Annotated in this window: 24 protein-coding genes; 11 read left to right on the top strand and 13 right to left on the bottom strand. The window is 40.7% G+C overall.

Going from position 1 to position 22,288, the window contains the following annotated elements; all coding sequences use genetic code 11:
- Positions 1-133 precede the first annotated feature (133 nt).
- On the bottom strand, positions 134-1,477 hold the full coding sequence (gene gdhA, locus ACKWB9_RS00530) for an NADP-specific glutamate dehydrogenase (RefSeq protein WP_414001020.1): 1,344 nt from the start codon (positions 1,475-1,477) through the stop codon (positions 134-136).
- Positions 1,478-1,839: 362 nt separating this feature from the next.
- Here gdhA and ACKWB9_RS00525 point away from each other — a divergent pair, with 362 nt between their 5' ends.
- From ACKWB9_RS00525 to ACKWB9_RS00515, 3 genes are all read left to right on the top strand, one after another.
- The gene (locus ACKWB9_RS00525; RefSeq protein ID WP_414001019.1) at positions 1,840-2,583 is read left to right on the top strand and encodes a DUF3298 and DUF4163 domain-containing protein; all 744 of its coding nucleotides are present in this window, start codon (positions 1,840-1,842) and stop codon (positions 2,581-2,583) included.
- A gap of 132 nt (positions 2,584-2,715) precedes the next feature.
- Positions 2,716-3,069 carry an arsenate reductase family protein gene (locus ACKWB9_RS00520; RefSeq protein ID WP_414001018.1) on the top strand — a complete coding sequence of 118 codons (354 nt, stop codon included), beginning with the start codon at positions 2,716-2,718 and terminating at the stop codon, positions 3,067-3,069.
- On the top strand, positions 3,066-3,956 hold the full coding sequence (locus ACKWB9_RS00515) for a DMT family transporter (protein WP_414001017.1): 891 nt from the start codon (positions 3,066-3,068) through the stop codon (positions 3,954-3,956). The genes ACKWB9_RS00520 and ACKWB9_RS00515 overlap by 4 nt, the downstream gene beginning before the upstream one ends.
- A gap of 57 nt (positions 3,957-4,013) precedes the next feature.
- Here the strand turns inward: ACKWB9_RS00515 and ACKWB9_RS00510 are convergent, their stop codons facing one another.
- Positions 4,014-4,493, bottom strand: a complete 480-nt coding sequence (locus ACKWB9_RS00510) for an acyl-CoA thioesterase (protein ID WP_414001016.1) — start codon at positions 4,491-4,493, stop codon at positions 4,014-4,016.
- A gap of 114 nt (positions 4,494-4,607) precedes the next feature.
- Between ACKWB9_RS00510 and ACKWB9_RS00505 the strand changes: the two genes are divergently transcribed.
- The 3 genes from ACKWB9_RS00505 to ACKWB9_RS00495 all read left to right on the top strand — a co-directional run bounded on the left by ACKWB9_RS00505 (position 4,608) and on the right by ACKWB9_RS00495 (position 7,333).
- Positions 4,608-5,582, top strand: a complete 975-nt coding sequence (locus ACKWB9_RS00505) for an NAD(P)H-dependent flavin oxidoreductase (protein ID WP_414001015.1) — start codon at positions 4,608-4,610, stop codon at positions 5,580-5,582.
- A 108-nt stretch (positions 5,583-5,690) separates the two neighbouring features.
- The gene (locus ACKWB9_RS00500) at positions 5,691-6,650 is read left to right on the top strand and encodes a YheT family hydrolase (RefSeq protein WP_414001014.1); all 960 of its coding nucleotides are present in this window, start codon (positions 5,691-5,693) and stop codon (positions 6,648-6,650) included.
- A 203-nt stretch (positions 6,651-6,853) separates the two neighbouring features.
- Positions 6,854-7,333 (top strand): c-type cytochrome, encoded by a 480-nt coding sequence (locus ACKWB9_RS00495; protein WP_414001013.1) that lies wholly within the window; start codon positions 6,854-6,856, stop codon positions 7,331-7,333.
- Positions 7,334-7,449: 116 nt separating this feature from the next.
- On the opposite strand, the gene ACKWB9_RS00490 is transcribed toward ACKWB9_RS00495, so the two are convergent.
- Positions 7,450-8,022 (bottom strand): redoxin family protein, encoded by a 573-nt coding sequence (locus ACKWB9_RS00490; protein WP_414001012.1) that lies wholly within the window; start codon positions 8,020-8,022, stop codon positions 7,450-7,452.
- Between the two features lie 188 nt (positions 8,023-8,210).
- Here ACKWB9_RS00490 and ACKWB9_RS00485 point away from each other — a divergent pair, with 188 nt between their 5' ends.
- Entirely contained in the window at positions 8,211-8,900 is a 690-nt protein-coding gene (locus ACKWB9_RS00485) for a DsbA family oxidoreductase (protein ID WP_414001011.1), read from the top strand.
- A gap of 188 nt (positions 8,901-9,088) precedes the next feature.
- Positions 9,089-9,367, top strand: coding sequence for a hypothetical protein (locus ACKWB9_RS00480; protein ID WP_414001010.1), 279 nt, complete (start codon positions 9,089-9,091; stop codon positions 9,365-9,367).
- Positions 9,368-9,388: 21 nt separating this feature from the next.
- Here the strand turns inward: ACKWB9_RS00480 and ACKWB9_RS00475 are convergent, their stop codons facing one another.
- On the bottom strand, positions 9,389-11,017 hold the full coding sequence (locus tag ACKWB9_RS00475) for a SulP family inorganic anion transporter (RefSeq protein WP_414001009.1): 1,629 nt from the start codon (positions 11,015-11,017) through the stop codon (positions 9,389-9,391).
- Positions 11,018-11,225: 208 nt separating this feature from the next.
- Complete coding sequence (locus tag ACKWB9_RS00470; protein ID WP_414001008.1) at positions 11,226-12,140, bottom strand: nicotinic acid mononucleotide adenyltransferase; 915 nt, start codon at positions 12,138-12,140, stop codon at positions 11,226-11,228.
- Between the two features lie 123 nt (positions 12,141-12,263).
- Here ACKWB9_RS00470 and ACKWB9_RS00465 point away from each other — a divergent pair, with 123 nt between their 5' ends.
- Together ACKWB9_RS00465 and ACKWB9_RS00460 are read left to right on the top strand one after the other, a co-directional pair.
- The gene (locus ACKWB9_RS00465) at positions 12,264-13,265 is read left to right on the top strand and encodes an NAD(P)H-dependent glycerol-3-phosphate dehydrogenase (protein WP_414001007.1); all 1,002 of its coding nucleotides are present in this window, start codon (positions 12,264-12,266) and stop codon (positions 13,263-13,265) included.
- Between the two features lie 39 nt (positions 13,266-13,304).
- On the top strand, positions 13,305-14,684 hold the full coding sequence (locus tag ACKWB9_RS00460; RefSeq protein WP_414001006.1) for an alpha/beta hydrolase: 1,380 nt from the start codon (positions 13,305-13,307) through the stop codon (positions 14,682-14,684).
- Positions 14,685-14,697: 13 nt separating this feature from the next.
- Here the strand turns inward: ACKWB9_RS00460 and ACKWB9_RS00455 are convergent, their stop codons facing one another.
- From ACKWB9_RS00455 to ACKWB9_RS00420, 8 genes are all read right to left on the bottom strand, one after another.
- Positions 14,698-16,365, bottom strand: a complete 1,668-nt coding sequence (locus tag ACKWB9_RS00455) for a glycerol-3-phosphate dehydrogenase/oxidase (RefSeq protein WP_414001005.1) — start codon at positions 16,363-16,365, stop codon at positions 14,698-14,700.
- A gap of 114 nt (positions 16,366-16,479) precedes the next feature.
- Positions 16,480-17,964 carry a glycerol kinase GlpK gene (gene glpK / locus ACKWB9_RS00450; RefSeq protein ID WP_414001004.1) on the bottom strand — a complete coding sequence of 495 codons (1,485 nt, stop codon included), beginning with the start codon at positions 17,962-17,964 and terminating at the stop codon, positions 16,480-16,482.
- Positions 17,965-18,089: 125 nt separating this feature from the next.
- On the bottom strand, positions 18,090-18,392 hold the full coding sequence (locus ACKWB9_RS00445) for an antibiotic biosynthesis monooxygenase family protein (RefSeq protein WP_414001003.1): 303 nt from the start codon (positions 18,390-18,392) through the stop codon (positions 18,090-18,092).
- A gap of 111 nt (positions 18,393-18,503) precedes the next feature.
- Positions 18,504-19,577: an ACR3 family arsenite efflux transporter gene (gene arsB / locus ACKWB9_RS00440; RefSeq protein WP_414001002.1), complete on the bottom strand. Its 1,074-nt coding sequence runs from the start codon at positions 19,575-19,577 to the stop codon at positions 18,504-18,506.
- A 2-nt stretch (positions 19,578-19,579) separates the two neighbouring features.
- Positions 19,580-20,212 (bottom strand): arsenate-mycothiol transferase ArsC, encoded by a 633-nt coding sequence (locus ACKWB9_RS00435; RefSeq protein ID WP_414001001.1) that lies wholly within the window; start codon positions 20,210-20,212, stop codon positions 19,580-19,582.
- A gap of 22 nt (positions 20,213-20,234) precedes the next feature.
- On the bottom strand, positions 20,235-20,702 hold the full coding sequence (locus ACKWB9_RS00430; RefSeq protein WP_414001000.1) for a DUF6428 family protein: 468 nt from the start codon (positions 20,700-20,702) through the stop codon (positions 20,235-20,237).
- 48 nt (positions 20,703-20,750) lie between these two features.
- Positions 20,751-21,083: an ArsR/SmtB family transcription factor gene (locus ACKWB9_RS00425; protein WP_414000999.1), complete on the bottom strand. Its 333-nt coding sequence runs from the start codon at positions 21,081-21,083 to the stop codon at positions 20,751-20,753.
- Between the two features lie 99 nt (positions 21,084-21,182).
- Positions 21,183-21,539, bottom strand: a complete 357-nt coding sequence (locus tag ACKWB9_RS00420; RefSeq protein ID WP_414000998.1) for a hypothetical protein — start codon at positions 21,537-21,539, stop codon at positions 21,183-21,185.
- 75 nt (positions 21,540-21,614) lie between these two features.
- Here ACKWB9_RS00420 and ACKWB9_RS00415 point away from each other — a divergent pair, with 75 nt between their 5' ends.
- Positions 21,615-22,121 carry a CvpA family protein gene (locus ACKWB9_RS00415; protein ID WP_414000997.1) on the top strand — a complete coding sequence of 169 codons (507 nt, stop codon included), beginning with the start codon at positions 21,615-21,617 and terminating at the stop codon, positions 22,119-22,121.
- Positions 22,122-22,288 lie beyond the last annotated feature (167 nt).

Genomic DNA, 22,288 nt, shown 5'->3' with positions numbered 1-22,288 from the left:
AGTAACAGTTAGTAGTGGGCGATAACAGTGGACAGTGGCCGTATGTGGTGGCAGCAGGTAAGCCGATATGAAAAAGACCCGCTAGATTTAAAAAAACCTGGCGGGTCTATCCTTTGTTTATTATGATGGGTTCCTATATAACGCCTTGCGCCAGCATCGCATCCGCTACTTTAACAAAACCGGCGATATTAGCCCCTTTTACATAATTACAATACCCATCCTCTTCTTTGCCGTATGCTATACAGGAATCGTGAATATCTTCCATAATGCCCTTTAATCGTTCATCCACTTCTTCCCTTGTCCAACTAATACGCAACGAGTTCTGTGACATTTCCAGACCAGAAGTGGCAACACCACCTGCATTGGAGGCCTTACCGGGCGCAAAAAGAACTTTGGCTTCGTGAAAAGCATGGATGGCCTCTGGTGTTGAGGGCATATTGGCACCTTCGGCAACACAAGCACAACCATTCTTGATCAAGATTTCGGCATCGTCTCCGTTCAGTTCATTCTGTGTAGCGCACGGTAACGCGGCGTCACAGGAAACTTCCCATGGTGTTTTTCCTTTATGGAATTCAGCCGATGGATAGTTATCCACATATTCCGAAATACGTCCGCGACGGCTATTTTTCAAATCCATGACAAAGGCCAACTTATCCTCATTTATGCCATCCTTATCATAAATATATCCACCGGAATCCGAAAGGGTCAATACTTTCCCCCCCAACTGCAATACTTTTTCCGCAGCATATTGTGCAACATTACCGGAACCGGAAATTACAACATTCTTGCCCTTGAAAGATTCGCCTTTGGTCTTTAACATGCTATCCGCAAAATAAACGGTGCCATATCCTGTAGCCTCCGGTCTAATTAGGGAACCCCCCCAGGAACGCCCTTTTCCGGTAAGTACCCCGGTAAATTCGTTTCGTATTTTTTTGTACATTCCAAAAAGGAAACCGATCTCTCTGGCACCCACACCGATATCTCCGGCAGGAACATCTGTATTTGGTCCAATATGTCTGTTCAATTCCAACATAAAGGCATGACAAAAACGCATCACCTCATCATCCGATTTCCCCTTAGGATCAAAATCGGAACCTCCTTTACCACCGCCCATGGGCAAGGTGGTCAAACTATTTTTAAAGACCTGCTCAAAAGCCAGGAATTTTAGGACACTGGCATTTACGGTGGGGTGAAAGCGCAACCCTCCCTTATAAGGTCCTATGGCCGAGTTCATCTGAATACGATAACCGCGATTTACATGGATCTCTCCATCGTCATCGACCCAGGCCACCCTAAATGATATCAACCGTTCCGGCTCTACCATTCGTAACAATATATTTTTACCGTGGTATATATCGTTCTTTATAATATATGGGATAACGGTTTCCGCTACTTCCTGTACTGCTTGAATGAATTCGGGTTCATGACCATTTCTGGTCTTTACCTCATCCATAAATCCTTTGATTTTTTCGTCCATAAGGCTTGTTCGTATTTTTAAATTATCGAATTAAAAATATTTTGGCAAAAATATGCTATTGCTGTAATTTTTAAGGTTGTTTTTTTTCAATTTGCCAATAATTATGATTTTATCTACATTATTTTGATTTTTATGAAAAAAAAGCAGGCTTCCCTTTAAAATGATAGTAAAAATATTGGATTACCCTACGACCTGTTCCATATCCGTAATAAGCTCATCTATAGCACATCCACATTCAATCCGACAAAGCATCCATTACACCTCTTTTTTCCGTTCATATCCAAAATTATTCGCATAAACATATCGTTATTCTTTAGAGATTGGAATGAAGCCTTACTTTTACGTTTAAAGTTGGTGATTTCATGAAAAAAATCATTTTATACAGTTTCTCCCTATTCTTTTGGTTTGGTTGCGGAAAAGAAGGTAAACTTACGTTCGACTATATTTCTTTTGAAAAAAAAGCTTGCGCAACCTGTGCCACCGTTACCATTTCTATTCCAGAGGCATTGAATAAATCGAAAATCGATAGGACCATTAATGCAGCTATCAAGGAAGAGATTATTTATCTACTGAATTTTGACGAGAATACCGAAACCATGGATATTGATATGGCCATAAATTCTTTTTTAAAGGGATATGATGAACTGAAACTAAAATATGCGGAAGCGGCTACGCCATGGGAAGCGAACATTAACGGGTACATAGCATATGAAAATGAACGATTATTGACCGTTCGTTTGGATTCCTATCTCTTTACGGGCGGTGCCCATGGGTATAGTTCTGTGCGATTCTTAAACTTTGATAAGGAAAAAGGCATAGAACTGGAAAACAAAGAGCTTTTTGTTAACGAGGGTGATTTTACGGCATTCGCCGAAGTAAAATTCCGTTCCCAGGAACACGTCCCACAAGGATCGTCCATTAACAGTACAGGGTTTATGTTTGAAACGGACTCGTTCTACCTTCCCGAAAACATAGGATATACCCAGGAAGGGTTACAGCTGTTCTATAAACCTTATGAAATTGCCTCTTATGCAGACGGCCCCATTGTATTGACCTTACCTTTTAAGGAGATATGGTCCTATTTGATGTTTCAAGTAAAATCCTAACCTGTTCCGAAACCCTGAAATAACCTCCACGATGCGTAAAAATGGTAATGGGTTTCTCAAGAATTAACACCATAGGCCTTAGTCGTTTAATCGGATTTAGGTTTCTTTGTCTTTTATAAATAATCGATACGCATGAAAAAAATATACCACCTGAGCAGCTGCAATACCTGTCAAAAAATAATCAAGGAACTACAACCATTGGAGGGTTTTGGACTTCAGGATATAAAATCGGAAAATGTCACAGAAAACCAATTGGAGGAAATGCGCAGTTTGACCGACAGTTATGAATCCTTGTTTAGCAGAAGGGCCATGCTTTTTCGTCAACGTGGGCTGAACAACCAAGAATTAGGGGAAACGGATTATAAAAACCTGATTTTGGACCACTACACATTTTTAAAACGCCCGGTAATCATAGTTGACGATAAAATATTTATTGGAAACAGCAAAAAAACGGTAGCAACAGCCAAAGAAGCCATTCGCCTGTGAACAAAAGGATCTTGGCCATAGGTGCCGCTTTAGGGGCCACCACCATATATGGGCTTAACCATACCATTGCCAAAGGTGTTATGCCCACCTATATACAGCCCTTTGGTTTTATTGTTTTAAGGGTAGTCGGTGCCGCTTTTCTTTTTTGGATAGCTTCCTTATTCGGCCCCAAAGAAAAAATAGATAAAAAAGACTATCCCCGTCTATGTCTTGCCGCAATATTGGGTATGGGTTTTAATATGCTGGTCTTTTTTAAAGGATTGGCTTTGTCGACCCCTATAAACAGTGCCGTTTTAATTACCACGACCCCCATAATCGTGTTGATTCTTTCCGCCTTGGTCATCAAGGAAAAAATAGGGGCACAAAAATTTTGGGGGATAGGTATTGGTCTTTTGGGTGCTTTGGGACTAATTCTCTTTAGTTCCGAAGTACGTCAGGACGCTCCCAACATTCCCTTGGGAAATATTTTTATTCTAATGAACTCTGTTTTTTACGGTTCTTACCTTATTGTAGTCAAGGCCTTGCTCAGTAAATACAACCCGCTTACTTTTATGAAGTGGCTTTTTACGTTGGGTATATTCATATGCCTTCCCTTTGGTTATGATGAATTTAGCCAAATTGCTTGGTCTACACTCCCTTTTGAGGCTATTTGGCCCATCATCTTTGTTATTGTAGGTACAACCTTTTGTACATACCTCTTTAACATCTTTGCCCTAACACAGTTAAAGGCCTCTACTTTAAGTGTTTTTATGTATGTACAACCCTTGGTCGGTATTATGTATGCCATAGGTACAGGCCGGGACAATTTAACGATCGTAAAAATAGCAGGGGCCTGTTTGGTCTTTTTAGGTGTTTATTTGGCTAGCAGGAGACCTAAAAAATCGTAATTTCCAGAAGCGTATATGCACCTAAATGTACTATGGGATTTCATTTATCTTTAGAAGTTAGCGAACTAAATCTTTCGGGATTTTAGCAAATTTTCTCGTATCTTCTTTGGTCAATACTTTAAAACCTGCTCCCTTTTCAGCCTTGTTGAACGCTTCTAAAAATTCGCCGGTAAGACTTGTTAGTTTACGCGTCTTCAAATCCATCCAAGCTCCCATCATTTCACAATGGGCAAGGTTTTCCCCTTTGTGATTGTAGAAATTATGGTGAAACTCAAAGAATTTTCCATCCTCGCTCATTCCCATCACCTCCATGGATACTTGTATAGGGCGCCCGGGAAAAGCTTCTTTAAAATAGTACATATGCTCATAAAAGACCACGGGGCCAATGTTATGATGGGCCATTGTATTATGGTCAAATCCCAATCGCATTAAATAAGCCATTCGTGTATGGCTCATAAAGTTTAAATAGGCCGAATTGGCCAGATGGCGATTGGCATCCACGTCACTCCATCTAATCTCAAATTCCTTTAAATACATCTTATTTTTTTCTTATGCATGCATAATAAATGTAAAAATACCATAGTTTTGAAAAACCGGGGCGGAAAGCTCCTGATTTTATTGTTAATTTTAGAAATCCAATAATGTAAGATTATGTCTAGCAAACCTGCTTTTATCAAAGAACTTTCCCTACCCGCCATTGCAGCTCCCATGTTTCTTATTTCGGGGCCGGAATTGGTGGTGGAATGCTGTAAAAATGGCATTGTAGGCACCTTTCCCGCATTGAACCAACGCACGAGCCAGGGCTTTGAGGAATGGCTCGTACAGATAAAGGAAGAATTGGACAGTTTTGAAAATGAGACGGGTAAAAAGGCGGCCCCTTTTGGGGTAAACCTTATTGTACATCCAACGAACCCAAGGTTAGAGGCAGACATTAAACTGTGCATAAAACATAAGGTGCCGATCATTATTACCTCTTTGGGTGCAGTTTCCCGTGTAGTGGATGCCATACATAGCTACGGTGGGATCGTTTTTCACGATATTATCAAAAAACGCCATGCGGAAAAGGCCGCTGCCGCCGGTGTGGACGGGCTTATTCTAGTTGCTGCCGGAGCCGGGGGGCATGCAGGGACCATTAACCCAATGGCCCTGGTAGGGGAAATCAAAAAATTCTTCCACAAGACCATTGTTCTTTCGGGATGCATCAGTACGGGAAGGGATATTGCCGCTGCCTTGCAGATGGGAGCGGATATGGCCTATATGGGTACACGTTTTATCAATACCGAAGAAAGCAAGGCCGAATTGGAATATCGCAAGATGATTATAGATGCGGGAACCAGTGATGTGGTCTATACGGCCGCAATTTCCGGCGTACATGCCAATTTTTTGGGCGCGAGCCTAAAAGCGGCAGGGCTTACCGAGGAAGATTTGAAGAAAAATACCAAAGTAGATTTTGGAAAAGAGCTGGATACCGAAGCTAAAGCATGGAAAACCATTTGGTCCGCCGGACAGGGTTCGGCCTTAGTCGATGATTCCATGCCCGTCTCAACATTGGTTTCCAATTTAAAAATAGAGTTTAAAGAAGCGATCGAAGCCCAAGTCAAAGTATTGGATACCTATCCTAAGTGATTGCGAACCCTGATTTTTTTGTCGCAAAGAACCCATGATAAACTTATAGCGACGAAATTTTAGATGGGTATGGACTATGCTCAATAATACACACCTCAAATAAGCTATATGCCCCTGCTCACCTCTAATTACGATCCACCTTATTTTTTTAAGCAGCCTCATTTTTCTACCATTTATTCCGGAACGATCCGCAAAGTAAAAGGAGTATATCAAAAAAGGGAGAGAATCAACCTTCCTGATGGTGATTTTCTAAATCTGGATTGGAGTTTTAGCTCTAGGAAGGCTTCCAAAGCCACCGTACTGTTACATGGATTGGAGGGTAATGCACAACGGTCTTATATGTTGGGGAGTGCCAAGATACTTGCCCGGTCCGGCCATGATGTATGTGCGGTAAATTTTAGGGGATGTAGCGGGGAGCCCAACCTTAAATACCACTCCTATCATTCCGGGGCTACAAAAGACTTACGGTCTGTTTTGCATCATATCGTACATACAAAAGAATATAATGAAATCTACTTGAAGGGTTTTAGCCTGGGCGGTAATCTGTTATTAAAATATCTGGGGGAAGGAAATCCCGTTCCCCAACAATTAAAAGGTGCCATGGCCATTTCCGTTCCCTGCCAATTGGCCGATTCCCTAACACAATTGTTATCCTTTAAGAATATCTTATATGCTATACGTTTCAAAAAAAATCTTTTGGAAAAATTAAGGGCCAAACAAAAAGTTTTCCCAGACCTTATTTCGAATGCCGATATAGCCCGGGTAAAGACCCTAAAGGATTTTGACGATATCTATACTAGCAAAGCACATGGATATGCGGATGCCATGGACTATTATGCGCAATGTAGCAGCCTTCAATTTTTAGCCTCTATAACCGTGCCTACGCTCATAGTGAATGCCCAAAACGATTCATTTCTCGGAGAAGCCTGTTATCCCGTTGAAGAAGCCAGACGCAGCAAAAGTGTATTTTTGGAAATTCCCGAATACGGAGGCCATGTAGGTTTTTATGGCCCAAATGGTTTTACATATACAGAACAAAGGGCCGTGGAGTTTTTCGCCGGACTCTAAAAAATGTTTTTTGACCGCATTTTAGTTCCTCCTTTTTCGTGTTCATTCGCTATTCCCACTAGCTATAAAAAATTGACCATCTATCAATATTATCACAAAAATCAATGAACCGGTACAATCTCAAAACACATATCGCCCAATAAAAATCCCTATCTTCGTATTTACAACGTTTTTAATATTCAATAGATAAAATTCGGCTAGAAATGCGAAAATTGCTCACTTTATTAGTCTTTAGCGCCATAATGGTCAGCTGTGGTGAAAAAAAAGAAGAAAAGAAAGAAGGTTTTGAAATGAACCGCACCAAAAAAGAGGTCAAATCGGTAAAAACCTCTGAAGGTGTTCCGGTAGACTTGAACAACAAAGGTGTTGGACCAATAAAAAATGTTGAGTTCGCCGATGATATCGACCAGGAAATGGTGACCGCCGGGGAAGCAAAATTCCAAACCATCTGTACTGCCTGCCATATGGCGGAGCAACGTATGATCGGACCGGCCTTAAAAGGTGTTTATGAACGTAGAAGCCCGGAATGGGTCATGAATATGATTCTTAATCCCGATGGTATGTTAAAAGAAGATCCCATTGCCAAGGCTTTATTAAAGGAATATAATAACGCTATAATGCTCAACCAAAACCTTAGCGAAGAAGAAGCACGAAATGTTGCGGAATATTTACGTATCCTATAGCAACGTATACGTTTGTTAAAAGTAAATTGCTTACTTCCCAAGAAATACAAAAAGAAGCCCGGCCCTTAAAACAAGCCGGGTTTTATTATGTCTTATTCTAACGTTTTTTAACCTGGTCAAAACTCCCCCCCAATTAATTTGTCCAAAATTCCCCGAACCTTTTCGCTGTTCCAGTCCGCGGCACCTTGTTCTTTTACAATAATCTGTCCTGCTTTATCAATTATATAATTGGTAGGGATGCTACGCTCAGAGAGTACTTTGGGTGTTTCCATTTGCGGTAAGACTACGGGAATATCATATTGTTTCTCCTCCAAAAATTCTTGGATTATTTTAGGATTCTCATTTGTGATAAGGACAAAGTTTATTTTATCGCCATAATCTGCATATAATTTTTGGATGCTTGGAAGTTCCGCAATACAGGGCGGACACCAGGTTGCCCAATAACTGAGAAATGTAACTTCTCCCCTTCCTATCTCTACAGGGCTTGGAGTACCTTTCAAAGAGGTCAGCCTATATGTAAAAGGTTCTAATTGAGTCCGGTCTTCCATATCCAAGGCAGACGGGGTAAACAGCTGCACTTTTACACTGTTGATCGCTACCTGAATAGGGGTTCTGGTCTGCGGAATGATCAACAAGGCCACAAAAATGACAAACAGCACATCCCCTACTTTAATCTTTCTTTTTTTCACGGTCAACAAGTTATTCTGTTATTAGTCGTTTCGGGCCATTCTATCATTACATTCAAATAAAATAGTTTCTTCTTTGCCTAAACGATTTCAAAAAACAATCTTTTCAAGGAGAAAACAACCTTGTTTCAAATTAGGTTTTCGTTATCTTTTACGACCAAACGGAAACAAACGGTAAACCTTATTTTGCGATGCAGAAAGAAACGATAAAAGTAGCTATTGTCTCGGACGTGGCATGCCCTTGGTGTTATGTCGGAAAACGTAGATTGGAGGCGGCCATAAAAAAGTGGAAAGGAACCCATGTTTCCGTAACGTGGCATCCGTATCAACTGGATTCCAACATTCCTGCGGAAGGCCTCGATAGAAACACCTATCTCACCAACAAATTTGGCAATCTGGAACGCATACACGAAATGACAGAACGCCTTATTGAAGCAGGAACGGATGAAGGCATTACCTTTAATTTTGGGGAGAAATGGCTTGCCGTAAATACCCTGCCATTACACCAATTACTCCATGTGGCCGGTGAAGAAGGTTTTAAAAGCACATTAAAAGAACGTTTCTTAAAAGCTTATTTTGACGAAAACCTGCATTTGAACGACACGACCGTTCTCCATACGATTATGAACGAATTTGGATGGGATGCCGAAAAAACATCCGGTATTATCGCGGACGAAAACATTGCCTATACGGTAAAGCAGGAAATTGCACATTACCGACAACGTGGTGTTACGGGCGTTCCTTTTTTTATCATAAACGATAAATACGGTATTAGCGGTGCCCAGTCACCGGATGTGTTTTTAGATGTATTTGCACAGGTATCCTCCGTTCAAACCATAAGGGAAGGTGACAGTTGCGATCCTGTTTCGGGTGAATGTTAACCTATTCCCGACAACTTATCATACTATAAAATTTCTCGATTTGGCAGGGGGAACTTCAACAACTCTCCGATTACTTCAATCGTTTTTGGATAAGTACAATTAAAATTAAACCCCATAATCCCTATTGGGTCCCAATAGGTTTTGTAACATTTTTACTATTCCCGCTACCCATAAACAAAGGGAATATAATGGGATATAGTGGAGAGCCAATGAAGGTCATTAAAGCGAATAGGAATTTGCTAAAAAAGCGGCGAACTTTTAAAGAGCTTCGCAAAACCTATGAAGGTTACACGGGTGAAACCAAGCTTCAATCCAAGGAACTTACTGTATTCCAACAAAAAGTAATTCGTGATAAAATCATTGCCCGGGCCAAAAAAGATATGATCTTTAACTTGGGCATTACCTTAATTAGTGTAATTATTATCTTCTTTATTTTTGGGCTGCTCTATGCCAAGTTTATGGTGTAATCCAGTTTTTGCCGGATAAAATCAAAGCCCCCAAAGGTTAAAAGGGTTTTTGCCCTCTTCTTCTTTCTTTTTTCGGACTTTGTCCACCACTACCTTGTAGGTAGGATCTTCCATAACATTTACATCTATAATATCATCCGCATCTTTCAACAAACGTACACAATCCTTGCTCAAATGCCTTAAATGTACCTTTTTTCCAACTTTGGCATAACGCCCCGTTATTTTGTTGAGGGCCTCGATACCGGACATATCCGCTATACGACTTTCCTTAAAATCGATTATAATCTCATCGGGATCGTTTTGTACATCAAATTTTTCCCCGAACAATGTGGTAGAGCCAAAAAACAACGGGCCATAAATTTCATAGTGTTTAATTCCCTTGTCATCAACGCTCTTTCTAGCCCGTATCCGTTTTGCGTTTTCCCAGGAATAGGCCAATGCGGAGATAACGACCCCTAACAATACCGCAACTGCCAGGTTATGGGTCACTGCGGTAATCAAAGTCACCAATACCATTACCACCACATCCGATTTTGGCATTTTACCAAACGTTTTAAAACTGGCCCATTCAAACGTTCCAATAGCCACCATGAACATCAGTCCCACCAATGCGGCCATGGGCAACCGTTCTATTAAACTACTCCCGAACATGATAAAGACCAGGAGCATTATGGCGGCCGTGATCCCGGAAAGTCGCGCCCTGGCTCCAGAGGACGTATTGATCAAACTCTGTCCGATCATGGCACATCCGCCCATTCCCGATAAAAATCCCGAAAGAATATTGGCCGTTCCCTGCGCAACACATTCCTTATTGCCGCTCCCCCGGGTATCCGTAATCTCATCTATGATATTCAAGGTCAAAAGACTCTCTATTAATCCTACCCCGGCTACAATGGCGGCATAGGGGAAAATAATCTTCAAGGTTTCTAACGTAACCGGTATCTGAGGAAGGGACAGGGGCGGAAAACCGCCTTTTATACTTTCTCCTTCCCGCATAGTGTCCGCAACGGTAAGCGTATCTATGCCAAAGCCCAAAACAATGGCCGATACAATAATGATAGCGACCAGGGAAGAAGGTACGGCCTTGGTCAATTTAGGGAGGCCCCAAATAATCAACATGGTCAATAGCGTTAATCCCAACATAATGAAAAACGGACTTCCACTCAACAGCTCATTCGTCCCCTTTTGATAAAAGTTAGGAAATTGGGCCATAAAAATGATAATGGCCAATCCGTTCACAAAACCGAACATTACAGGATGTGGCACCAATCGAATAAACTTTCCCAAACGGAGTATGCCCGCCAGTATCTGCAATATACCGGCAACAATAACAGTAGCAAAAACATAATGCAATATGGTCTCGGGTTCAATACCGGGAAAATTGCGTTTAAGTTCTAAAATCAACCCAACAAAAATTACCGCTACCGCTCCCGTTGCCCCTGAAATCATTCCTGGACGCCCACCTAAAATAGATGTGATCAAGGCCAATACAAAGGCGGCATAGAGTCCCGTTAAGGGCGAGAAGCCCGGAATTAGAGCAAAGGCTATCGCTTCCGGCACCAAGGCCAAAGCTACCGTAAGGCCGGAAAGTATCTCGGTCTTATAATCTACTTTTTGTTTAAAATCGAATAAATTAAAATACTTGCGCACACCTTTGGATTTTAAGGGCGCAAAAATAGCATTTTATTCCGTGACAACCCTTAAACGGTTTGATTATTAAGGATATGGCAAAAAATGGTTCTTTTAATCCTGAAGTTTCTTTTTTAGAATAATATATCCTAGTGAACCGATCCAATGGAAATAAAGACTCCCTCAAAGTTTGAGGGAGTCCATAACTAAATAACCAACCAAAAATTTTCTATTTTTTACGTCGCCTTTCTATTTTCATAATTGGGTTGGCAGATTTTGTTCTCTTTTTATCCACGGTACCTTTTCCCGATTTTAAATATTGTTGGTAGCCCCTTCCTTTAAACTCATAAACCGTCTCACTATCCGGGTGGAACAACTCGATGGTATTGTCATTAATGACGTATAATTCAAAATATTCGTTATCAAAGAAATCGTAATCCAATGTAAGGGTCTTCAAGCTGTCATCATTGGCCACATCATATACCTGGTAATTCCCTTCAAAATCCCATTGCAGTTCATTTAATGCGGTTCCCGGGACATCTACGGAAGATCTAAAAAAAGAAGGGTGAAATTGGAGAAAATTCTCATCATCAAAATCATTTAAAACACCTGTTTCACTGGTGTAGATTTTCTCCCAAGCATCATATTCCTGTATAAAATAATTAATGTTGTCATAAAAAACCTGATCGTAATCAAAATTGTTACGTTGGTATCCCTTTAAAAAATAAGAGGTATTGGAACGGGTATCGCGCAGCTCAATGGTAGCCCCATTTATGGCATAAACTTCCAACAACCATTTTCCATCCACATCATGATCGATCTCTATGGTCCCTCTTAATGTATCATAATACCCCACATCAATACCTAATCCGTTCCCCGTTTTACCTATTCCCACAATATTGTTGTTGGCGTATAAAGTTCCGCTATTAAAGGAGACTGTAAAGGCCCGTTGTAAAAAGGGAACTTCACCATTCCCCTCGGTCTCATTAATATCCACGTACCACAAATCATAGGCTTGTAAAACTCGGGCGGTATTAAAAGCGGATTCCTCTATAAATTCATCCTCTATAATCACCTCGGCATAACAGGATGCAAGAAGCATAGCAGCTAAAACAGGCCCGAAAAATAATTTTAATGATTTCATATCCTATGGTCTTTTTGGTTCAGTTTGTATAAAACAAGCTCTATGCCAAATTTTTATCATACTGATTATCAGTAGTTAACACGAACTTATTATTTGGTAATTTTACAGCGTTAGTTTACCTGTATGATGAAGGATATGAATTTTGCCGTACTTGGCGGGGGAAGTTGGGCCACGGCCATTGTTAAAATGTTAACGGAGAATCAACATAGGGTCCATTGGTATATGCGCAATGCGGATGCCATAGCTTATATCAAAGACCATAAACACAATCCCAATTACCTCAGCTCGGTCGAATTCCATACGGAGTTGTTGAACTTGTCCAGTGATATCAATCATACTATTAGAAAGGCCGATGTATTAATATTTGCTATACCGTCCGCATTTTTACATAGTGAATTGCAAAAGCTGACAACGTCTTTAAAGGGCAAAACTGTTTTCTCGGCCATTAAAGGGATCGTTCCGGAAACGGGCTTGATCGTTGGTGAACATTTTCATGACAAATATGAAATTTCATTTGAAAATATAGGGGTGATTACGGGGCCTTGCCATGCGGAGGAAGTAGCACTGGAACGTTTATCTTATCTAACACTTGCCTGTGCCGATGCCAAAAAAGCCAAAATGGTGGCAAACGCACTGCAAAACGATTATATCAAAACCAAGATATCGGACGACATCATTGGTACGGAGTATGCGGCCATGCTTAAAAATATTTATGCTATCGCCGCAGGAATTGCACATGGTTTAAGATACGGGGACAATTTTCAAAGTGTACTCATGAGCAATGCCATTCGCGAGATGAAGCGTTTTATTAAACGGGTACACCATATGAAACGCAATATCAACAATTCGGCATATTTAGGGGACCTGTTGGTAACTGGATATTCTACTTTTAGCCGTAACAGAATGTTCGGGACCATGATCGGGAAAGGCTATACGGTAAAAAGTGCCATGATGGAAATGAGTATGGTGGCCGAAGGTTATTATGCCACCAAAAGCGCATTCCTTATCAATGAAAAGCACAAAAAAAAATCCAAAACCCCCATTATAGATACGGTTCATGAAATTCTTTATAAGGGTGCAAATGCTAAAGAGGAATTTAAAAAGTTGACGGAAAAGTTGGACTGAGAAAAGATTTACTACCTTGGAGTTCATCAATTTGTTACTATGAGGATTAAGTTATTATTGGTCGTGTTTTTTTTATGTGCCTGCGCCATACCTCCCGAAGATGAGCGTATAAACGGAATTTTAACTGTTCCGGAAAACAGGACCGATCCAAAATCCCGTACACTCGAACTGGTCTATACGGTATTGAAGGCTAAAAACCCAAAAGCCGGAAAAGCCCCCATTTTATATTTGCAGGGAGGGCCGGGGGGATCTACTTTGTTCATGGAAAGATTTTGGGAAAATCATCCTTTGAGGAACGACAGGGACATTGTACTTATGGATCAGCGGGGAACGGGCGCATCAGAAGCAAATTGCAAAGATTCCGGTGACACCTTCATAACCATTCTGCAACAAGATTTTAATCCGGACGATGAATTCAAAGCGTTGCATACTACATTGTCCAGGTGCAAACAAACCATAAAAGACAACAAAGTAGATTTAGCGGGTTATAACAGTAGAGAGAACGCAGCGGATTTTGAGGCTTTACGAAAAGCCTTGGGATATAAAAAATGGAATCTTTTTGGAGGCTCCTATGGTTCCAGATTGGGGCTGACCATTATGCGGGATTTTCCTGAGCGTGTTAGAAGTGCCATACTCTTTTCCGTCTTCGCCCCGGAATCCTATTTATATAAAAGTTTCACCCAGAATTTTGAAAATGCGCTTTTTTCCGTACTGGAGCGTTGTGAGGGGAATAGCGATTGTAACCAACGGTATCCCGATTTAAAAAATCGTTTGCTACGATCATTAAAAAATATGGAAGCCGAGCCCATAACCTTTGACTATAAGGGGAGCGTATTTGTGCTGAACACTCAGGACGCACTGTTATTGTTACATCAATCCCTATATAATCGCAATACGATAGCGGCTATTCCCAAATTTATAACCGCTTTGGAAAATGGTAAAACGGATGTTATTATTGAAGCATTACAAAATGCAGCATTTACCTTTAACTTCGTTAATATGCCAATGTACCTATCGGTAACCGCTTATGAGGAGCTCCCTTTTAATGATGAAACCGATTTTGAAAAAAACCTGGAACAATATTCTGAAATTGGGGTCGCACCTGCTTTTTTTGGATCCGATACCAGAATATTGGAAAGTTGGCACCCCTATCGTGCTACGGATTTTGAAAACCAAGCCGTAATATCGGAGGTTCCTACCTTAATGGCATCTGGGGGTTTGGATCCAATTACTCCTGTAAGCAATGCAAAAGAGTCCTTAAGACATCTCAAAAACGGTTATGAAATTGTATTCGAGAATGAAAGCCATAGTCTTTTTAATCCTTGTTTTTTTCAAACAATCGAGGCTTTTCTGGATAACCCAAGCGAAAGGCCAAACATGGATTGTGCCCTAAGGAGGAATCCGCTGCAATGGGATTGATCATTGTTTTTATCTAAGTTCTTTCCAACGAAAAATGGGAATGTTCCCGAAGTTGTCTATGTAACGCTCCTTTCCAGGACAATATTTGTGCCTCATCCGTTTTATATGCTTTTTTAAACTCGTTTAAAACCGGTTCCATATAATTCCGAACGGCATCAATATCAAAATATAATCTTCCCGTTCTGCGGATAAAGAAATCCATTGGGTTTTGCACCATTTCAAAATCGATTCCAAATTGGAGTTCGGCCAAGATCATCCGCACGGTACGATCCTCTTCTTTTCGGTTTTTATAGTATTCCAGAACGGTCTCGGTCTGTTTTCCATAATTGGTGACCAGGAACCGGGCATCATACTCCGTAAATCCATCCATACGGATACGATCGTTGATTTCGGCAATATATTTCTTCACTTGCTTGAATTTTTTAAATCCGTTACCGCAAAGTGGAATCGTATCTGTTTTACAATCTTTGGTCTTAAAATCAAAGTCCTCCTCTATTTTTTCGGAAATACGATCAACTACCCGTTCCGCCATTTTACGATAGCCCGTTAGTTTTCCTCCGGCAATACTTATAAGACCTGTATGCGAGGTGAAGATTTCGTCTTTTCTGGACATTTCCGAGGCCGATTTGCCTTCTTCATGAATCAACGGCCGGAGACCTGCCCAAGACGAAATAATGTTCTCTATTTCCAAATTAATGGACGGGAACATATTATTTACGGCCGAAATTAAATAAATGGCATCGGCCATATCTGTACGGACCTCGTTTTTATTATCGTCATAGTTTGTATCCGTTGTACCTACGTAGGTGATTTTCCCCCTTGGAATGGCGAACATCATCCTTCCGTCCGGGATATCAAAATAAACGGATTGTTTTACGGGAAGTTTCTCATATGGAAAAACCAAATGAACGCCTTTCGTCAAATGCAACCGTTTTCCTTTTTTTGAATTGTCCATACCTCTGAGCTCGTCTACCCAGGGACCGGCCGCATTAACCACGTATTTTGAATCGACCCTGAATTCTTTCCCTGTTATTTCATCCTTGACCGTGACTCCGTTAATTTTTTCATCGGTATACATAAAGCCAGTCACCGTGGCGTAGTTGAGTGCCATTGTTCCAAATTGAAGGCTGGTCTTTATATTCTCTATCGTCAATCTGGCATCGTCCGTTCGGTACTCCGCATAATAACCTGCTCCTTTCAAGATTTTTTTGGGAAGTAGGGGTTCTAAATTTAGGGCCTCCTTTTTTTCCAACATCCGGCGTTTATCATCCCCTGTGACCTGGGCCAGGATATCATAGACCTTTAACCCAACGGATGTCAGCCATTTTCCATAGGAACCATTTTCGATCAGGGGCAAGAGCATCTTTTCCGGCAGCACCAGATGGGGTGCCAGTTTATGTACAATAGATCGTTCCGAACCCACTTCTTTTACCAACCAAAAATCAAATTGTTTTAAATACCTCAACCCCCCATGGATCAATTTTGTGGATTTACTACTGGTGCCGGAAGCAAAGTCTTTTTTTTCCAGCAAGGCCACCTTTAAACCTCTTGAAGCAGCATCAAGGGCAATGCCAGCACCGGTAATACCTCCTCCGATAACTATAAGGTCAAAATCTTCTTTGGTAAGTCTGGACACGGTTTCTGCCCTGTCTTGATTTGAAAATCTTATATTTTGCATCATTTATATTACCTATTTCAATGTTATGGCAAAAAGGACGGCCCTTGGCAGGTTCTTTTTTAAAAAGTCGTCGCACATAACCTTAAGGGAGTCGTTTTCTTTTTGCTAACAAACAGCTTAATTCCCCTCCCAACCTTTAGTGCGTTCTACCGCTTTTTTCCAATTCCCATAAAGCCTTTTTCTTTTTATACGATCAAAAGTCGGACTAAAGATACGGTCCATAAGTCTGTTTTGATCAATATCGGAGAGTGTCCATAGGCCAATTTGGATTCCCGCCAAAAATGCGGCACCCATTGCAGTAGATTCAATGACTTCCGGCCTGTGTACTTCCGTATCCAGAATATCCGCCTGAAACTGCATAAGGTAGTTATTGGCACAGGCTCCACCATCTACACGAAGGCTTTTCATTTGAATGCTACTATCCTCCTCCATGGCCTTTAGAATATCTTTGGTCCGATAGGCCAGGGATTCTAGGGTGGCCTTGGCCAAATGTGCCTTGCCCGTATCCCGTGTTAGCCCAAAAATGGCGCCCCGGGCATACATGTCCCAATACGGTGCCCCTAAACCGGCAAAGGCCGGGACCACATAAACGGAACTTTCGCCTTCCAGTGAATTGGCAAGTGTCTCTGTTTCTTTTGCATCTTTTATCAATTCCAAACCGTCCCGCAACCACTGTATGGCTGCTCCGGCAATAAAAATGCTTCCTTCCAGAGCGTAGTGTATCTTTCTGTCCAGACCATAGGCAATGGTAGTCAAAAGTCCATTTTTAGAAAACCGGGGCTCCTCCCCTGTATTCATCAACGTGAAACAACCTGTCCCATAGGTATTTTTGGCGGTGCCTTTGGTAAAACAACCTTGTCCAAAGAGTGCAGCTTGTTGATCTCCGGCAATACCGGTTATGGGAATTTTAACCCCTTCGGTCTCATACTCCCCAAAATGATAGGTGGAAGGTCTTACTATGGGCAACATACTTTTTGGGATGTCCAAGGCGGCCAACATTTTTTTGTCCCATTTTAAGTTTACGATATCATAGATCATTGTTCTGGAAGCATTGGTGTAGTCCGTAACATGATTCTTGTTGGCGGACATATTCCAAACCAGCCAAGAATCTATGGTACCCATCAATAACGTTCCTTGATCGGCCCTGGCACGTGCCCCGGACACATTATCCAATATCCATTTAACCTTGGTGCCGGAAAAATAGGAGTCTATTACCAAGCCCGTTGTTTTACGAACATGTTCCGTTAATCCTTTTCTTTTAAGGTCCTCACAGATAGCTGCGGTACGCTTATCCTGCCATACGATCGCATTGTAAACGGGCTTGCCCGTAATCTTGTCCCAGACAACGGTGGTTTCCCTTTGATTGGTTATCCCAATCGCTTTTATATCCTTTAACGCAATGTCCTTATCCTTGATCAGTTTTTTTAATACCCCAAGTTGTGTTCCTAAAATTTCCATGGGATCGTGCTCTACCCATCCGGATTTGGGATATAACTGTTTAAACTCCTGTTGTGCCAGACCCTGCATTTTTCCTTGTCCATCTACAAGTAAGGCCCTTGAACTGGTAGTCCCCTGATCTAATGCGATAATGTATGTTCCCATGGAAAAGTTTATTGTCCGTATCCGGTTAAAAACCCTCAAAACGATTTATTGACTTTTTGAAGATACTGGGATTAAGCGAGTTTTACAACCGAAAAAGGAATGGCAATATTGGAGCAGCACAAAGATTAGTCGCTCCAAGAATATTCCCGTTCTACAAGGCATATCCTTACGGTGTAATCCTTATACCATTCCCGGATTCCTCTTTTTTGGGCCACCAGATGTTCCGCATTCTGTTTCCATGCCGCAATGGCCTCTAAACTCTCCCAATAACTCACTGTGATCCCGATGGTTTCCCTGGCACTTTCTATTCCCAAATAACCAGGTTGTTCTTTGGCCAATTTTTCCATGAACTGTGCCATGGCCATGTAATCGTGATTCCCATCTTTACGGGTAGATGTAAATATGACGGCATAATACGGTTTGTCCAACGGTCTTCTTTATATGTAAAGGGTAATGGGTTTAGATGCCCTTACTTTCAAAAAGCAAGATACTTAATTAAATATAAAACAACCGGAGGCCAACGCCCAAACCTCAATTTTTTATATGTTCTCCCCCACTGGCTTTTTCTGTCCCATTTTTACATAATATTTTTTCCGTAACCAAAAAGAAACCCGAACCAACAAAATCAATGCCGGCACTTCAACTAACGGACCTATGACCCCTGCAAATGCTTGCCCTGAATTCAATCCGAAAACTGCTATGGCAACGGCAATTGCCAATTCAAAATTGTTTCCTGCCGCCGTAAAGGCAACGGAAGCCGTTTCGTCATATTCCGCACCCATGGCCTTAGTAAAGAAAAACCCGATGATAAACATTAAACTAAAATAAATCAGTAAGGGAACTGCAATAATTAATACGTCCATTGGAATTTCTACGATCAGTTCACCTTTTAACGAGAACATTATCACAATGGTAAACAAAAGGGCGATCAAGGTCAATGGCGAAATGGCGGGAATGAATTGTTTTGCGTACCATTCTTCCCCTTTGCGTTTTACCAATATCGATCTGCTCAAAATTCCCAATACGAATGGAACTCCCAGATAGATCGCAACACTTTCCGCAATTGTTCCGATTGAAATATCAACGATCGCTCCTTCATATCCGAAATAGGGCGGAAGAACCGTTATGAAGATCCAAGCATAAAAACTATAGGCAAAAACCTGGAAAATACTGTTTAAAGCGACCAAACCCGCGCCATATTCGCTACTGCCCTCAGCAAGGTCGTTCCATACCAAGACCATTGCAATACAACGTGCCAGGCCAATTAAGATAAGCCCGACCATATATTCGGGATAATCACGTAAAAACGTAATCGCCAAAATAAACATTAAAACAGGGCCAATTATCCAATTAAGGATTAACGAAATGGAAAGGATTTTCGGGTTCCTGAAAACCCTTGGCAAAAGCGAATAATCCACCTTTGCCAAAGGTGGATACATCATTACTATTAAACCGATCGCAATGGGAATATTGGTTGTCCCGCTACTGAACGAGTTTATGATATTAGGAAAGGTCGGAATGAAATATCCGATGCCCACTCCTATTGCCATTGCGACAAAAATCCAAAGTGTTAGGTTCTTATCGAGAAAGCTTAATTTTTTTTTAGATACCATTGTTAGGATTGGATTTGAGCGAAAACATAATAGAGTTCGGCAGCAATTTGCAAACTTCTTTCGTTGTACTTTTCAGCCTGTTGCGGTGTATCGTCAAATATCTTCGGGTCCTCAAAAGTTATAGGGATACGTTTTTCCGCTCCCGGAACAAAGGGACACGCTTCATTTGCCGAGTCGCAGGTCATAACTGCCGCAAATTCGGACTTTGGATTAAAATCATCGTCCAATTTTTTTGAAAATCCGATAATAGGGTGCTGGTTATCCCCATATTTAATACTGTAAATTGGATTGTTGTCCTTTGAAATCGTCTTGACCTCAAAGCCTGAATTTTGCAAAGTTTTCGCAGCCATTGGGAAAAGTGCGGTACTTTCCGTACCACCGGAATAACAAAAAACATTTTTTACATTAAAAAAGCAAGCCATAGTTTGTGCCCAAACCTGTGATAAATGGCTTCTTCGCGAATTGTGGGTACAGATAAAATTGATTCGAATTTCCTGATCATTTGATATTTTTGATTGAATAAAATCGATCAAGGGCCGTAAAACAGCTTTGCGTTCTTCCGTAATGGTTTCGGGTTCTAATCCCTTGATCAAATTTTCTATTTCTGGAAATAAGATCGCTTGTGTTGTTGTCATTTTATTTAATTTTGTATAGTTTTTAGCAACAATTCCCATCTGGTGAACAACAGGTCCCTTCATTCAAATCCGATAATTTTACTTTTGGTTTTTCTACCGGGATTCCGCATTTATCCTTTGCCAAGCAATCGGTTTGTTTAGAGGTCAGCAAGAAATTTTTCCCATCAAAATCAAGTCCGAATTTTTGAATAGTACCGCCTTGATATTCCACTTCGACCTCTGCATCTTCCAATCCCAATACATTTTCCGATAGTTTTATTATGTTGGTTAGTTTTTCCGGATGCAATCTATGATCATAGTCGTTTGCATTCCATAGTTGAAAGCTTATCATTTCTTCGTTTCTTATAGTTCCCCCACAATCAATAAAATGTTTTGTGATTTTACCAACCTCCGTAACGTGAAAGTGGTTGGGCACTAATTCCCCGTTCGGTAGCTGAAAACCTATGGTTTCCAATTCTTCCAAAACCAATTTTACTTCTGATAACTTCATAAGTTCATTTGTTTATTGCGATTATACGATACAATGAATTAATTTTTTTTAACAACAATCTTGTTTTTTGGTCATGTCCTGATCAAGAAATTCGGACATAACGGTTTTCATCGCAGTCCAATTTTCTTTATGTATGCAATAACATACGCTTGTCCCCTCCACATTTCCCTTAATTAAGCCCAAATGTTTTAATTCTTTTAAATGTTGTGAGATAGTGGGTTGGGCCAATCCAATTTCGTTGACCAAATCTCCGCAAACACATGAGTCGATCTTAAATAAATGTTGTAGAATGGAAACCCTTGCAGGATGTCCAAAAACTTTTGCAAAAAGAGCAATTTCATTTTGCCGGTCTGTAAACATTTCCGTTTTGGCCAATCCCATTTTGTTCTTTATTGATTTATTGCAATATTACGATTAATGTGTGTACATTAAAAATTATTTTCGCATATTGGTTTATCGGCTTAAGGGCAAGATGAGTTCTTAGTCTATAAACCCCTTTTCCATAAAATAATCCACTATAGCCTCTTTCATAAGTACGGATTGCTCTCCCGCTTTTAACGCCGGCAATTCTTCCTTTATCTTATAATGTGGCCAACCATCGGCATCAAAAAAATCGAACTCATAATAGCCGTAAGGTTCCAATAACCTGCAAATAGCTATATGCATGAGGTTTACTTTTTCGTCCTTTTTATATTTTTTATGGTATTGGCCCAACTCCTGGATTCCCACCAAATAAATTATCGCATCCAGCTCCAACAAATCGCCATCGGAGAATTTGGCGGATAACCTTCCCACCAACAGTTCCCACCTTTCCTTTAATACCGTATCCCTAGACATCTTATATCATTATCTGTTTTGGTAAAAATCCAAAGGTACTAATCAAAATTCTATATTTGTCGAAACACTTTAGGAATGGTATTTATAGATATTATTTTAGGATTGTTACTTATTTGGGGCCTTTGGAAAGGTCTCAAAAATGGATTATTTGTAGAAATAGCTTCTATTATTGCCTTGGTCGCAGGTATTTATGGTGCTGTTCATTTCTCATACATTACGGGCAACTATCTTGCCGCTAAAATGGAATGGGACGCAGGTTATATCAACATCACGGCCTTTATTATCACATTTATCCTTATTGTTCTGATCGTACATATGGCAGGTAAGTTTCTGACCAAAATTGCAGATTTTGCCATGCTCGGATTATTGAACAAGATTGCCGGAGGAATTTTTGGTGTTTTGAAAGTAGCCGTTATTTTGGGGACGATTATTATTTTCTTTGAAAAAATCAACGCCAATTTGAATTTTATGGATGAAGAAACCAAAAAAACATCTACCCTATATCCACCTATAAAAGAAATCGGGGGCTTTGTTTTTGATACAGTTTTAAAGGTCGATGAAAGGGAACCGGAAAATCGCTGATTACAGAATAAGATGGTCAATGCCTAAAAGTAGTTTCCCTATATTTTTGACCTCTTTATCGAAAAAACCGTTTTTCCTGATTTGAAACCCTCTTTTTTTATTTAACATTGCCCTCTTGATATCCCCTGTCAAGAGCAATAAGAACATCCCCTTTCTTACTACATTAC

The organism is Maribacter spongiae (assembly GCF_047345125.1).
Lineage (GTDB): Bacteria > Bacteroidota > Bacteroidia > Flavobacteriales > Flavobacteriaceae > Maribacter.
This window is presented reverse-complemented; position numbering and strand designations above follow the sequence as displayed.